Here is a 14,639-nt window from a genome sequence, read left to right as displayed (position 1 = left end):
CTCGGCGTGCGGCTGTGGTGGGGGGGCAGGGGGTGGCGGCGGCGAGTTGCAGTGGCCGTGGTTCGGGTAGCGGTGTGGCGTCCAGGCTGAGGCGGCAGATTTCGGCTCACCAGGAGGGGCCGTCCTCGACGTGGCGCAGCAGGACGCCTTCGCGGATCGCCCAGGGGCAGACGGTGGCTGTCGTCAGCCCGGTCACTTTCATCATCGTGTGTGCGACCACTGCGCCGGCCAGGCTCTGTTCCGCCCGCGGCTCGGAAATCCCGGGGAGCAGGGCCCGCTCCGCTGTGGGTAGCGCCGCCAGCCGGCCGACAGCCGCCTTGAGGTCGGCGCGGCGCACCTGCCGTTCGGCGAACGGTCCCTGTCGTCCCGGGGCGGCTCCGCACAATCTGCCGAGCTGCAGGAAGGCCCGCGAGGTGGCTACGGCGGTCCGGGGGCCTTCCCAGCGGATTCGTGAGCCGACGTCTCGCAACTGGTGGCGGACCTTGCGGCGCAGGGCGTGCAGCTGTTGCGGGGTGGGCGGGTCCTGGTCCGGGAGGAACTCGTGGGTCAGCCGTCCAGCTCCGAGCGGCAGGGAGGCCGTGAACACCTCAGGAGTGATCCAGCCGGCCGCCTGATCTGGGCCTCGGACGCGCTACCCGGGGCCGTGCACGATCTGACCGCGGCCCGGACCCATGGCATTCCCGCTGCCGTCGCCGCCAACGCCATCAAGTGCTGGGCCGACAAGGCGTACCAGGGCGCAGATCCAGCGGTCCGCGTCCCGTTTCGGGGCAAGAATCTGCGCGGCTGGCGCCGACGTCACAACCTCGATCACGCCAAGATCCGCGGCCTCGGCGGGCGTGCCATGGCCACCCTCAAATGCTGGCGGCTCCTGCGGAAGCTCCGCTGCAGCACCACTCGGATCACCGCCATCGTCCGCGCCGTCGTCGCCCTTGAACTCGCCGCCTGATCAAGATGGAAATAGCTCACTGTCTTCGGTTTTCGTCAGCATCTACTTCGGCTGGGTGCTCTACGACATTGCGTGGACGGGCGCAGCACTCTGCGGCCTCAACTCCTGAACCGGTCATCTGCCGTGGCACCCAAGAAGAGCAGCGGAGCCTTGAGGCGAACCCCGGCCGCGTGGGACCGGGTGTTCGGAGCCGCACGTCCTCCCGTACATGCTGATCGTCCTGGGGATACTCTTCGCAGTCGTGCGGCCCGGACGTGGGAGGAGTCGGTCACCGCCCGCGACCAGTCCAGCTGGTTCTTCGACCGCAGCTTGTTCAGCAGCAGCTGGTCCCAGACCCCGGCTTCGTTCCAGGCCGCCAGCCGGCGCCAGCAGGTCATGCCCGAGCCGAAACCGAGCTCCTGGGGCTAGCAAGTGGTACAGGGCTCTACCGGCTCGCCCGACCCTGGCCGCCAACCTCCGCAGAATCTGGGAGAAGCAGACCGAGGCGAAAAACCGCACGTCTGCCCGCGTCCGGCGAGGGTACGGGAACCTGCGCACGAAGACCGGCTCCCCAGCCGGTTCGCCGAAACCAACACGTCCCGGACTCGGACGACCTGCGGGCTCGAAGAACCGTCAGCTGGCTACCCGCCATGCAGTGGGGGAGAGTTCTCGCGACCGTCGAGGCATAACCCGCCCGGCTCATCACAAAGTTGGCGCCAAGCTCCGACGCCAAGCGTCACACCCGCCCTGGCAGTGAGATCTCCGCCGCAGTCGGACCGCATAGCGATGCGGCCTGAAATTCGGCGGCTGCGGGGACGTCGCGTGTCGGGTTCGAGTCCGTTTCCGGTCACTCGCGGGTCGCTACTCTGCAGGAAGTTCTTCCAAGGCAGGATGGCATGCGACGAATCTCGTCCGCCCGCCAAGGATTTTCGCTACGGAGTCGACCCGGAATGTATGCGCGTTTCACGTGGAGTTGGTCCACCGTCGTATCTCTTCTCGCCGTTCTCGCTCTGGTGTCGGGCTGTGCCGGAAGTCCGGAAGCCGACACGCACTCCCATTCGACACCACCACCGGCGGACCTGGCCACGGTCTCCCCGTCAGCCGCCCTCACCGCGCCGGCCACGACCGAACTGCGGGATCCCGCACAGGTGGTGAGCCGAAACGGGCTGCTCCGCACACACATCGTCGTCGAGCAGAAGAAGGTCGACCTAGCGGGCCGCCGCCTGTGGGCCCTGACCTACAACGGCCAGTACATGCCGCCGACGCTGCGCCTCAAGCCCGGCGACCGCATGGAGATCACGTTCGAGAACAAGCTCGACAAGCAGACCAATCTACATGTGCACGGAATGCACGTATCACCGGCGGGGAACTCTGACAATGTGTTCCTGGCGATCGAACCGGGAAAGACCTTCCGATATTCCTACCTTTTCCCGGAGAGCCTCGAACCCGGCACGTACTGGTATCACCCGCACCCGCACACGCAATCGGCGGCTCAGACCGCCGGTGGACTCTCCGGCATCATCGTGGTCGACGGGCTCGACAAGTATCTGCCGCCGCCCCTGCGCGGCATCACCGAACACGTCATCGCACTGAAGGACTTCCAGATCGTCCGTGACCGGATCAAGACCCAGGACCTGAAGATGGGCGCGCCGACCACGCGGACCGTCAACGGGCAGCTCAATCCTCGGATCCGGATCCGCCCCGGCGAGACACAGCTGTGGCGGATCGCCAACGTCGGAGCCAACATCTTCTACAAAGTCGCCTTGCCGGGCCAGAAGTTCTACGTCGTGGCCCAGGACGGCTATCCGGTCAACAAGGTCTACTCGGCCGACTCGATCGTCATTCCAGCGGGTGCCCGCTACGACCTGCTCGTCCAAGGCGGCCCTGAGGGCTCCCGGGAACTGCTGACGCTCCCCTACAACAGCGGAAAGGCCGGCAACCAGTTCCCGCAGGCGACCCTCGCCACCGTTGAGTCCGCCGGCGAGCCGATGACCCCCGAGCCCATGCCCACCAACTTCGGGCCCACCGACGACCTCGCCAAAGCCTCCGTCGCCGACCGTAAGACGATCACATACACCGAGAACGCGGCGGGTACCGAGTTCTTCGTCAACGGCAAGCAGTTCGACCACAACCGCGTCGACTTCCGCGTCAAGTTGAACACGGTCGAAGAGTGGACCATCCGAAACGACACCGACGAGGTGCACTCGTTCCACGTCCACACCAACGACTTCCAGGTGATGAGCATCAACGGCAAGTCGAAACCCAACTACGGGTTCCAGGACACCGTGGACATTCCGCCGCGCGGCACCATGGTGATCCGGACCCGGTTCGTGGACTATTCGGGCAGGACCGTGCTCCACTGCCACATCCTCAACCACGAGGATCTCGGCATGATGTCCGTGCTGCAGATCGAGAAGTAGGCCGTTCCGTCGGTCAGGCGGGGCTCCGGCTCCCCATCAGTGTGACGGCGAAGCCCGCCGGGGGTGCGCGGACGGAGCAGGGAGCCTCCGAACGCTTCTCCAGCCTGAGGAGGCGCTTGCCCCCAGTGGCGCACTCCCGCCGCGGGAGAGACGCGCCTCGCCCGGCGCGGGCGGCGCAGTTTCCGCAAGAGCCGCGCAAGCCTCGCACGACGGTCCTCGCGGCCACCGTCGGCGTCACCAGGGTAGCCATCTGCCATCGGCGCCACCGCGGCAATGACTACGCCAACCTCATGGACCGGTCGCGCGAGGACACCCGCCAGGCCGTCACCCGTTCCGCGTCACCACCGCCTCGTGCGCGTCAGCCGGGGCGGCAGCAGGATGCTGAGCAGATACGTGCAGCGGCTGCCCGTTGAGGCTGCCCCGTTGCCAGAAGACCATCCGGCAACCCCTCACCTGTTCGCGCCGATGTCTTGCCCGGCTTGCCACACCGCCCACAGCCGCGCGTATGTGCCATCGGCGGTGAGGAGTTCGTCATGGGTGCCGGTCTCGATGACGCGGCCGGCGTCCATGACCACGATCCGGTCGCAGGTAGCGGCTTGGGAGAGCCGGTGAGCGATCACGATGCCGGCCCGGCCGGCAAGGACCGCCTCCGAGGCGCGATCCAGCCGCTCGGCGTGGGCGGAACCGGCCTCGGCCGTGGCTTCGTCGAGGATCGCCAGTTCGGGATCGGCGAGGAGCAGGCGGGCGAGGGCTAGCTGTTGCGCCTGTGCCTCGGTGAGCGGATGTCCGCCGGTGCCGACCACCGTGTCGAGGGCATCCGCCGACAGGTCCAGTAGCTCGGCCGCGCAGGTGGTCTCGAGCGCGGCGCGGATGTCGCCGTCGGTAGCCTCGGGGGCGGCGAGCGTGAGGTTCTCCCGCAGCGTCCCGGCGAACACGTGTATCTCCTGGGTGATCACCGCAGTGCGGCTTGGACGTGTCACTGTCCCGTCGTCAGGTCGGTGAACGCCCGCGATCACAGCGGCGAGCGTGGTCTTTCCTGCCCCGGACGGGCCGACGATCGCGAGGTGCTCACCAGCCGGGATGTCGAGGCGGATGTCGTCGAGGACGAGTGGACCGTCGGCGTAGCGGAACGCGACCTCGTGGAGCCGTACGGCGGTGGCCATGTCCGTCGGCGTCGTCGACGCGTCGGCCGCGTCGTCCACCGTCGGGATCGTGACGACTCCGATCATGCGGCTCAGCGATGCGAGGGCCGACTGGAGGGTGTCGATGACGAACAGCAACTGGTTGACCGGCCCCAGCAGGCGTAGCACGAGCAGCATGGCGGTGGTGGCGCCGCCGACGGTTGAGGATCCGTGGTCGATCAGGAGGAATCCGACGACGAGCACGGCGGCCAGGCTCAGGCATTCGCCGAGGTTGAGCCGGGCGTTGAGCATGCTCTGCACGGTGCGCGCCCGCAGCGACTGCACCGCGACGCCCCAGGAGTCCGTCAGCACGGCGCGATGACGGTGCTCGGCGAGCCCGAAGCCGAGGACGGTGGCGTAGCCGCGCTGGGATTCGAGGATCTGCTGGGCACGCCCACTCATCGCCGCACGCTCGGCCCGGTACACCCCAGGCCCGGTGCGCAGGTACCACCGCATGGCGAGCGCGTAGACGGGCAGCACGACGGCCAACGCGGCCGCATAGGGCCATTCCAGCGCCGCGAGCCCGCCCAGCGACACCATGATGGTGAAGGCGGTGACGGTGAGTGCGGGGATCACCGTGGGAGCGGCATCGGCGACGGCGGTGACGTCGTCGCTGGACCGGGATATCAGGTCCCCGGTACCGGCGCGCTCGACGAGGTGCTGCGGGAGCAACATGGCGCGGCTGACGAGCCGTTCGCGCAGCGCTGCGAGGACGGTGTGGTAGATGCGGGTGGCGTGCACGATCGCCACCGCGGTGCCCGCGGCGCCGAGGACGCCCGAGAGCGCCATGACGGCCGTGACCGTCAGCACGGTGCCGAGATCCGCGGTGCCCGCCTGCACCCGGTCGACGAGGTACCCGATCGCCACCGGCGGGATCAGGTCGATGGCGGTGCTGACGATCCCGACCACGCCGACGGCGGCGAGCCGGAGCCGGTGTCCGCGGCTGAGCCGCAGAACCTCCCTGGCCGTCGCCCGGCCGCCCGCGACGGGTAGCGCGTGCCCGGTCGTATCGGTTGCCACGCTCATCCCACCGTCCTTCCGCGCAAGGGTGCGCCCTCGGGCAGGTCGACGATGCGGTCGCAGCGCCCGAGCAGTGCCGGGGACGAGGTGATCAGCAGCGTGGAGCGGCCCGCGCGGACGTCGCGCAGACGCACCGCGATCGCGTGCTCGGTGACCGGGTCCACTGCCGTGGTCGGGTCGTGCAGCACGAGCACCGGGGCATCGCTCGCCAGTGCCCGGGCGAGCGCGATCCGCTGGCGTTGGCCACCGGAGAGGCGGTTGCCGTCCTCGCCGACCGGGAGGTCGAGATCGGCGGCGAAGTCGTCGCATGCCGCAGCTCGCACCGCGACATCGACCTGCACGGGCGTGCCGGCGCCGGCGGTGAGGTTGTCGCGGATCGTTCCGCTGAACAATGTGGCCCGGTGCGGGGCGACCGTTACCCGGGAGCGGTACTCCTGCGCGGTCAGCTCCCGCGCCGGGAGTCCGTCGAGCCGCGCCTCCACCTCGCCGCCGGCCCGCGGGTCCAGCAGTGCCTGGGCGATGCGGGCGGCGGTCCGGTCGTCAGCGCGTACTCCCACGAACTCGCCGGGGTCCACCCGGATCGTCGCGCCTGGCGCGGACACCTCCACCACCGGCAGCTGCGCGACCTCTGCCTCCGTCCTGTCGTCCTGCCCGGGGCTCCCCCTTCTGCTCTCCTCGCCGTTGCCGCGCAGCACGTCGATGACGCGCGCGGACGCGGCGCGGGCTCCGGCGAGGTTGGGGATGGAGGCGCTCGCGATCGACTGGATCTGCGGCAACATCGCCTGGGTGAGGCCGACAGCGGCGATCAGCTCGCCGATGCTCAGCCGCCCGCCCACGGCGAACCAGCCCGCCAGCCCCATCACCGCGGCGACGAACGTGCCGGTGACCGCACCCGAGCCTGCGAGGAACCTTCCCAGTAGCCCCGCGTTGCGCCTGGCCCCGACGAGGGTTTCCTGGCTCGCCTGCCGGTACCTCCTGGTCGCCTCGGCTTCGGCGCGTATCCCCTTGACCACCCGGTAGCCGGCGACCAGATCCGTGGCCCGCCCGACGGTGGAGGCCAAGAGCCCCTGGTAGGCGCGGGTGTCCCGGGAGAGCCGCTCGCTGAGCACACCCATCAGCCACACCGCGACAGGCGCTCCGAGCAGCACCACAAGCCCGAGCAGCCGGTGCGTCGCCAGCAGCGACACGGCGATGAAGCCGATGGCCGCGATCCTCGCGACCGGCAGGATCACGAGGAGCACCCCGTTGGCCAGGCGGGCGACGTCGCTGGTCAGCACCGAGACGACGCTGCCGTCCGGAGGCCGGGCGGCACCGTCGACCGGATGCAGCACGGCGGTCGAGAGGGTGCTCCGCAGGCGGTGCTGCACCAGCTGCACCGCATACGAGGTCAGCCGGTTCGACACCTTCGCCGCCATCGTCAACGCCACGTACAGGGTCATCAGCACGCCGAGCCACAGCACCAGTTGCCCCGCGTTCCCGGTCGCCAGCGCCCGGTCGATGGCCACACCCATCACCACAGGGACCGCCGACTCGCCCACCTGCCAGACGACCGCGAGCAGCATCGCCGGAACGGTGACCCGCTTCACGGAGAAGATCACACGCAGCAGGAACCGACCTGGTGTGATGCCCGCCCCGGCCTCGTACGCAGGAGCCTCGCGCGGTTGGGGAGGTGCCTGCAGCAGCACGGGCAGACGGCGGGTCAGAGGTCCTCGTCCCAGTCCCGCGGTGTCGGTGCCCGGGATCTGTGCGGTGTCGGCGTCCGGGACCTGTGCGGAGTTGCTCACGCCTGGCTCCCGTCCCCGCTCCTGAGCGGGAAGCACCAGAGCAGGGCGTCGGCGAAGAGTCCTCGCCACCATGCGTAGTCGTGTCCACCGGCGAACTCCCTGTAGAGGGTGTCGTAGCCCTTCGCGGTGAGCACGTGGTCAAGCCAGCGACTGTGGGTGTTCGAGCCCTCCAGCTCACCGACGTCGTGAAAGACGCGCAGTGGCGCCGTTTCCGCGGCGAGGCAGTCGGCGATCAGTGTCGGTACGGGGGTGCGGCGCAGCAACTCACCTGCCTCGGTGCCCCACATGAGGTCGGGGTGGTACCCGCACGACGGGGACTGGAGGATGGCGTTGCCGAACACCGTCGGGTGATGGAGCGCTGTCCAGCCGGCGCACAGACCGCCGAAGCTCTCACCGGCCAGCGCGACGTCACCGGCGTCCCGCGAGAGCGGATACCTGTGGTGGAGCCACGGAAGCAGTTCTTCGACCAGCATCCGGGAGAACGCAGGGTCGCAGCGCAGTTCTTCGGCGCGCCGCAGCGCAGGCTGCTCGACGAGAACCACCACGCAGGGCCGGATGAGTCCCGCCCGGACCAAGGCGTCACGCACGCTCGGGGCGCTGTGGTCCGGCGTCCCGTCCAGGTGGATCACGAAGGGCAGTGCGCTCTCGTCGGGGAACTCTCCCGGGGGCATCGAGACCCAGATGCGGCGTTCGTCTCCCAGGAGCTCGCTCGCCAGCACGGCAGGTTCCACTGCCGGGGCCGGCCGCGCCTCGGCCTGATCAAGCCAGGGCAACGGCAGTGCGTCGGGCAGCGCGGCCACCGAGGCCCCGGAGAACCGTTCCACCGAGCACTGCGAGAACCTCGGCGGCGGGTTGAACGGATCCGCGACCTGTGCGCGCTCGCCTGCCGGCCCACGTCGTACGAATACGTACGAGAAGCGCAGGTCGGAACGCATCCGGAGCGTGAGCACGCGAAACGGCGTCCCCGCCACCGGGGCGAACTCCGCGTCGATCGGGTTGAAGGCGATTCTGGGGCCGATCACCACCGAGAGGGCGACTGTCGTGTCGTCTCCGGGCTCGTCGACGAAGGTCACCTCCACCTCGTCCGCACAGACCCGCTCGACAAGCGGTGTGCCCGTCTCCTGGAGATGGCGCCGGAACCTCTCCGGGCTCCACTCACCGGTCGACAGCTTCTCGACAGACGGATCGACAGACGGATCAGACATGTATCGCGCTCTCTGCATCGGTGGTGTCAGCGGGCCTGCAGTCAGCGGACCTGTGCTGGGTTCGTTCGCGGCCGAGCGGCACCACCTGGGGGCTGCCGGCCACCGGATCGCGCACCACCAGGCAGCGCAGACCGAACACCTCCTCGACCAGCTCGGCGGTGACGACCTCGTCCGGAGTGCCCTCGGCGACCACGGCGCCGTCCTTCATGGCGATCAGGTGGGTGCCGTAGCGGGCGGCGTGGTTCAGGTCGTGCAGTACGGCGACCAGGGTGTGGCCGGCGTGGTGCAGGTCGGTGAACAGCTCAAGGAGCTCGATCTGATGGGTGATGTCGAGGAACGTGGTCGGTTCGTCGAGCAGCAGGATGTCGGTGTGCTGCGCGAGCGCCATCGCCACCCACACGCGCTGGCGCTGCCCGCCCGACAGCTCGTCCACCAGGCGCCCGGACAGGTCGGTGACCGAGGTCTGGCGCATCGCCCTGAGCACGGCCCGCTCGTCGTCCTCGGTCCACTGCCGGATGAATCCTTGGTGGGGGTACCGTCCTCGGGCCACCAGGTCGGCGACGGTCATCCCGTCCGGGGCCGTCGAGGTCTGCGGCAGCAGTCCGACCCGCCGCGCCACCTCTTTGGTCTTGTACGAGTTGATGCCGGCACCGTCCAGGACGACCTGCCCGGCCGACGGCTTCAGCAGTCGGGACAGGCCGCGCAGCAGGGTGGACTTGCCGCACGCGTTCGGGCCGACGATGACGGTGAACGACTCGTCGGGGATCTCCACCGAGAGACGCTCGGAGATGATCCGCTGCTCGTAGCCGATCGTCGCCGACTCCACGCGCAGGCGCGCGGGGCCGGTGGGGACTGTGCTGACAGGCGTCTGCGCGCTCACAGGCGTCTCCTTGCTTCGGTGAACAGCAGGTATCCCAGGTAGCCGCCGCCGAGCACGACGGTGATGAGGCCGACCGGCAGCGGGGTGGGGGCGATGTGCTGGGCGAGGTAGTCCGACGCCAGGCACAGCAGCGCCCCGACGAAAGCGGCGGGAGCGAGGGTGATGCCGGCGGTGCGGGCGAGCCGGCGTGCGATCTGCGGGGCGACCAGGGAGATGAACGCGATCGGCCCCGACACGGACGTGACCGTCGCCGTCAGCGCCACACCCACCAGGATCAGGCCGAGGCGCGCGGCCGAGACCCGTACTCCTTGTGCGGCGGCTACGTCGTCACCCAGCTGCAGCTGCCGCAGCGGCTGGCTCAACATCCCGGCAAGCAGCAGGAGTACGGTGATGCAGGCGCCGCCGATGACGACCTGGTTCCAGGACACGCCGTTGAGCGACCCAGCACCCCACGCGGCCGCGGACATCGCCTGGTCCAGGTCGGCCTTGAGGATCAGCCAGGTGTTGAGCGACTCGAGCATCGCCGAGACTCCGATGCCGACGACGATCAGCCGGAACCCCTGCACCCCTCGCCGGTAGGCGAGCACGTACACGCCCACGGCGGTGGCCATCCCGCCCAGCAGCGCCCCGCCGACCAGCTGCGTGTAGGTGCCGTTGACGACCAGGATCACGACCAGTGCGCCGGTGTAGGAGCCCTGGGAGAGCCCGATGATGCCGGGGTCGGCGAGAGGGTTGCGCAACAGTGATTGGAAAACGGCCCCGCTCACCCCCAGAGCCGCGCCGAACACCAGCGCCGCGGCGACCCGGGGCAGCCGCCACTCGACCACGATCTCGCGGACGAAGCCGGTCTCCTGGCCGGTCAGCGCGGAGAGCACCTGCCCGGGACTCAGCGAGTACGAGCCGGTCATCAGCCCGAGCACCGCCGTACCGGCGACCACGACCGCGAGCACCGTACAGACGACGACCGAGCGCCACTGGAGCCGGACCGCGATCCGCCCGCGCCGCAGCACCAGCACCCGCCGCCCGAAGTCCACCCGCGCAATGTGTGTGTTCACAGTCCGCTCGCCTTCTTCCGCCGCACCACCGCGACGAGGACGGGAGCGCCGACGAACGCGGTGACGATGCCCACGGGGATCTCGCCGGGTCTCATCACGATGCGGCCGAGGATGTCGGAGACCAGCAGCAGGCTCGGCGCCAGGAGGACGCAGTAGGCGAAGATCCAGCGTTGGTCCGGGCCGACGATCCAGCGGGCCATGTGCGGCACCATGAGTCCGACGAATCCGATGGGTCCGGCGATCGCGGTGGCACCACCTGCGAGGAGGGTGAGGGCGATCACCGCGAGCACACGGGTGCGTGCCAGCCGGACCCCCTGGGCGACCGCCAACTCGTCACCCAGTGCCAGAGCGTTGAGCGGGCCCGACACCGCGAAGGAGAGAACGAGCGCCACCGCGAAGAACGGCAGGATCGGCCATACGACGTCGAGCGGGCGACCCGCGATCGACCCGGCGTTCCAGTTCCGCATCGCGTCGAAGGCGTCCGGGTCGGTCAACTGGAGGGCTTCCCTGGCGCCGCCGAGCACGGCGCCGACGCAGACCCCGGCGAGCACCATGACCACCGGCGAGGAACCCTTCCGGGTCGACCCGAGAGCAAGCACCAGGAGCGTGACGATCAGCGCCCCCGCGAACGCGAACCACATGTAGCCCTGGGCTTCACGTACGCCCAGCACTCCCACCGCAACCGTCACCGCGAACGATGCACCGGCGTGCACGCCGAGGATGCCCGGATCGGCCAGGGGATTGCGGGTGAGCGCCTGGATGAGCGCGCCCGACAGGCCGAGTGCGACGCCGACGACCAGACCCACGATCGTGCGCGGCAGCCGGAAGTCACGAATCGCGAACTGGTCAGGTCGGGAGGGCGGGTTGAAGAGCGCGTCCCAGATCACCGGGACCGGTATCGTTTTGGAGCCGACCATCACGCTGAGCATCATCAGCACGATCAACACGGTGAGGGCTGCGACCAGTCCGATGACCCGGCGGCGTCGATACGAGACCGGCGGCTGCCGCTCCTCTGCGAGAGCCGACGTTTGCGTTGTGTCCACGAGCTTCATCCGGCCTCGGGCAACCTTCCGGGCTTCTCCTTGAGCGACTCCATCGCCGTGCTCTTCTTTTCCTTCGTTGATGAGGGTCAGTTGGCGTCGTCGTGCGCGAGCGTCGCCAGGGCACGGTCGAGCGAGTCCAGGTACTGCAGGACGGGCCCGTAGGAGTTGTTGCCGGGGCAGAAGACTCCCAGCGCGCGACCGGAGTTCACGGCGGGCAGCGCCTTCCAGGAGTTGGTCTTGGTCACCGGAACGAAGGGCTCGGTCGGGCGGCCTTCGGCGTCGACGGGGTAGGTGATCACGTCGTACTTGGACAGCTCACCGATCTGCTCGAACGGCAGGGACTCGTAGGCCAGGGGGTCCTTGCCCTCGGCCGCCTCGGGCAGGTCGAAGCCGAGGTCGTCCCGGGCGATCTCGGAGCATCCGATGTCCGCGACGTAGAACGTTCCCGGATCGCTCCAGTCTCCGCGGGAGACGTCGACGAACGAGGTGTCGTCGATGGTCTTGCGGTAGGTCTTCTGGATCTTGGCGACCTTCTCCTTGAACTGCTCCGTCTGCCGGCTGAGCGCGTCCGTGACGTTGCCGGCCTCCGCTATCTCGCCGGCGAATGTCTTCCACTCGGTGTCGAGCCCCCAGAGCACGGTCGGGGCGATGGACTCGAGTCGCTTGCCGACCTTGTCCCAGTCGTTCGAGTGGAACTGGACCAGGATGAGGTCCGGCTCGAGGCCGGCGAGCTTCTCGAGGTCGACCTCACCGCCGTTGCTGCCGACGACCTCGGCTGCCTCGTACGCGGCCTTCTGTTCTGCGGGCAGCACGTCGAGTTCGGAGTCGGACACCTCGGTGACGCCCACCGGCTTGCCGCCCAGGTCGATGAAGGGGAGGTTCGTGTTGCCGATCGTGACGATCCGCCGGGGGGCGGCGGGAATCTCGACGGTGCCGTTCTCGGCCTTGACTCTACGGGTCTCGGCGGCCTTGTCGCCGGTGTCCTCGCCTTCACTGCCGCAGGCGGTGAGGACGAGCGACGCGCTCATCAGTGCGGCGGCAAGGGCCGTGCCGCGCCTGGCTACGGGGGTGCTGCTCATGATGTTTTTCTCTCTCTTCTTGCCCGGGTGGAGGGGTTTTCCCGGGTGGAGGGGATCAGTCAGCGGTGGAGGGGATCAGTCGGCGGTGCAGCGGACGAGTTCGTGGACGGTGACGCCCAGGCCGACGGTCCGCGCGGACCTGCGCGTGAGGCCGGCCCGGGCGATGACGGCGTCCAGCTCCGCCGCTGTGCGAAGGCCGGAGCCGTGGCAGACCAGGCCGATCAGGTCTGCTTCGCCGTCGTGCTCGTCGAGGCCGTCGGTGTCGAAGACCTCCTCGATCAGCAGCACTCGTCCGCCGGGGGTGAGGTTCTCGGCTGCCCGGCGCAGTGCGTGAGCGGCGTCGGCGTCGGGCAGGGTCTTGAAGGCGCGGCTGATGAGCACGGCGTCGGCTGCCGGGCCGGGCTCGAAGACGGACTGCTCAAGCACGCAGACCCGCGTGCGCTGCCGCTCGTCGGGAATCGTGGCGGGCAGGTCGCGGCGCAGCCAGTCGGCCTGGGCAGGCAGCGCGCAGATCGTCACGCGCAAGCTCTCGTGGGCCGCGACGTACTCACGGGCGTGAGCACCGGCACCACCGGAGTGGATCACCAGGTGCCTGACTCCGGCGAGCAGGTCGGACGTGGCGATCGGTCCCGCGAGCGCGGGCTGGAACTTCGCGAGGCGCTCCAAGTGGCGGTCCTCGTAGCCCTGCTCGGCTCGCACATCGGCGAAGGTCTGCCCGGTGACCGAGGCGTAGGCGGGTCGGCCGGTGCGGACCGACTCCGTGAGTCCGTGGATGCCGAGCAGCTCGCGACCGACCACTCCGTCGGAGTGGAGCCTGTCGGCGATGAAGTCGAGGGTGAGGACATCACCGACCGGTGTCAGCGCATAGTGACGCGGTTCGGTCTCGGTCACCACGTCCAGGGTGTGCAGGTAACGCAGCAGCTTGCCCAGGGCGCGCTCGTCGGCGCCGGCCTTGGCTGCCAGCTCTGTCACGCCGGTCACGCCGCGGGAGATGAGGTCGGGAAGACCCAGATCGACGGCGGTGCGGATCGCGATCGGCGCGACGAGTTCGGTCAGGTCATGGAGCTTCTGGAACGGCGTGACCGTCCTCTCCGGGTCGGGTATCGCCCCGTCGCTGTCCAGGGCGACGACCGAGGAGCGACGCCAGTAGCCGGCGAAGTCGATGTCCTCCTTGGGCACGCCACGTTCCTCGACCAGGTGCCGGCGTATGTCCCGGACCGCCGTGTGTTCGCCGGCCAGCCAGGCGAACGCCTGGCCCGGCCACCATTGCGCATCGCGGACGGCCGCGGTGAGCGGCGAGGCGGTACCGGCCGTCGTCGTTGCGGGGCGGACCAGCCACGTCACGTCCACCCCGGGCAGCTCACGCAGCTCCTGGCGGTGGGCGTCCTCGGCGATCTCGATGAAGACCTGCGCCCGGGAGTCGTACGGGAGCTCGTCGAGCAGGCGGCCGATCGCGGGGAGTGCGGTGTCGTCGCCTGCCACGAGCCACCAGTCGGCGCCGACCGGCCATGCTTTCGACGTGCTCGGGCCGCTGAGGTGGATCCGGTCGCCCGGCCGGGTGCGGTAGGCCCACGTCGTTCCCGCGCCCACCCCGTGCTTGACGAAGTCCACGTCCAGCTCGCCCGTCTCGGGGTCCCACCGTCGGACCGTGTAGGTCCGCGACAGCGGTCGAGGATCTTTGGGCATGGTCAGCTTGGCCTCACCCTGGACCGGGAGCACCGGATCGCTCTGACCGGGGTACGGGAAGTAGAGCCCGAGGTCGTCGTCGAACCCCTCGGACTCGAAGGCCGGCCGCGCGAAGCCGGCCGCGGTGGTGAAAGCGCGCAGCTGATCGCCGCTCAGCGTGACGCGCCGCATTCCCGGGGTGAGGTCGGCAGTCCGGACCACCTCGACCTCACGCAGGGTCGGCGGGTGCACGGTGAGCCGGCGCGAGGTCTTGGGCATGCGGGAAACCGGACTTTCTCATCGTTCGAGGCACGGGCTTCGAGGGCAGGAGCTGCGCGCCGGTATCAGGGGGGCGCAGAGGTAAGGTTAGGGCAACCTTACT

General features: G+C 69.4%; 10 protein-coding genes and 2 pseudogenes. 2 read left to right on the top strand and 10 right to left on the bottom strand.

Annotated features, from left to right (window positions below; translation table 11 throughout):
* Positions 1-31 precede the first annotated feature (31 nt).
* A pseudogene (locus ACIP2X_RS08615) lies at positions 32-583 on the bottom strand (Ppx/GppA family phosphatase); the annotation flags it as partial.
* On the opposite strand from ACIP2X_RS08615, the gene ACIP2X_RS08610 reads away from it, so the two are divergent.
* A complete protein-coding gene (locus ACIP2X_RS08610) occupies positions 473-946 on the top strand; it encodes a transposase family protein (RefSeq protein ID WP_401669351.1) in 474 nt (157 codons plus the stop codon). The pseudogene ACIP2X_RS08615 and the gene ACIP2X_RS08610 sit on opposite strands and share 111 nt — an antisense overlap.
* A gap of 251 nt (positions 947-1,197) precedes the next feature.
* Here the strand turns inward: ACIP2X_RS08610 and ACIP2X_RS08605 are convergent.
* Positions 1,198-1,350 (bottom strand): annotated as a pseudogene (locus tag ACIP2X_RS08605) (IS5/IS1182 family transposase); the annotation flags it as partial.
* 471 nt (positions 1,351-1,821) lie between these two features.
* On the opposite strand from ACIP2X_RS08605, the gene ACIP2X_RS08600 reads away from it, so the two are divergent.
* Positions 1,822-3,345: a multicopper oxidase family protein gene (locus tag ACIP2X_RS08600; RefSeq protein ID WP_401669348.1), complete on the top strand. Its 1,524-nt coding sequence runs from the start codon at positions 1,822-1,824 to the stop codon at positions 3,343-3,345.
* 449 nt (positions 3,346-3,794) lie between these two features.
* On the opposite strand, the gene ACIP2X_RS08595 is transcribed toward ACIP2X_RS08600, so the two are convergent.
* The 8 genes from ACIP2X_RS08595 to ACIP2X_RS08560 form a co-directional block, all read right to left on the bottom strand.
* A complete protein-coding gene (locus ACIP2X_RS08595; RefSeq protein WP_401669345.1) occupies positions 3,795-5,552 on the bottom strand; it encodes an ABC transporter ATP-binding protein in 1,758 nt (585 codons plus the stop codon).
* Positions 5,549-7,330, bottom strand: a complete 1,782-nt coding sequence (locus ACIP2X_RS08590) for an ABC transporter transmembrane domain-containing protein (protein WP_401669342.1) — start codon at positions 7,328-7,330, stop codon at positions 5,549-5,551. The genes ACIP2X_RS08595 and ACIP2X_RS08590 overlap by 4 nt, the downstream gene beginning before the upstream one ends.
* Positions 7,327-8,535, bottom strand: a complete 1,209-nt coding sequence (locus tag ACIP2X_RS08585; protein WP_401669340.1) for an alpha/beta hydrolase — start codon at positions 8,533-8,535, stop codon at positions 7,327-7,329. The genes ACIP2X_RS08590 and ACIP2X_RS08585 overlap by 4 nt, the downstream gene beginning before the upstream one ends.
* Positions 8,528-9,415 (bottom strand): ABC transporter ATP-binding protein, encoded by an 888-nt coding sequence (locus tag ACIP2X_RS08580; RefSeq protein WP_401669338.1) that lies wholly within the window; start codon positions 9,413-9,415, stop codon positions 8,528-8,530. Before ACIP2X_RS08580 ends, ACIP2X_RS08585 begins: the two co-directional genes overlap by 8 nt.
* Positions 9,412-10,470 carry a FecCD family ABC transporter permease gene (locus ACIP2X_RS08575; protein WP_401669335.1) on the bottom strand — a complete coding sequence of 353 codons (1,059 nt, stop codon included), beginning with the start codon at positions 10,468-10,470 and terminating at the stop codon, positions 9,412-9,414. Before ACIP2X_RS08575 ends, ACIP2X_RS08580 begins: the two co-directional genes overlap by 4 nt.
* Complete coding sequence (locus ACIP2X_RS08570) at positions 10,467-11,522, bottom strand: FecCD family ABC transporter permease (RefSeq protein WP_401669332.1); 1,056 nt, start codon at positions 11,520-11,522, stop codon at positions 10,467-10,469. The genes ACIP2X_RS08575 and ACIP2X_RS08570 overlap by 4 nt, the downstream gene beginning before the upstream one ends.
* 77 nt (positions 11,523-11,599) lie before the next feature.
* A complete protein-coding gene (locus tag ACIP2X_RS08565) occupies positions 11,600-12,592 on the bottom strand; it encodes an ABC transporter substrate-binding protein (RefSeq protein ID WP_401669330.1) in 993 nt (330 codons plus the stop codon).
* A gap of 75 nt (positions 12,593-12,667) precedes the next feature.
* Entirely contained in the window at positions 12,668-14,536 is a 1,869-nt protein-coding gene (locus ACIP2X_RS08560) for an SIP domain-containing protein (RefSeq protein ID WP_401669328.1), read from the bottom strand.
* Positions 14,537-14,639: the final 103 nt, after the last annotated feature.

This window comes from Streptomyces sp. NPDC089424, from assembly GCF_044749345.1.
In the GTDB taxonomy this organism is placed as follows: domain Bacteria; phylum Actinomycetota; class Actinomycetes; order Streptomycetales; family Streptomycetaceae; genus Streptomyces.
This window is presented reverse-complemented; position numbering and strand designations above follow the sequence as displayed.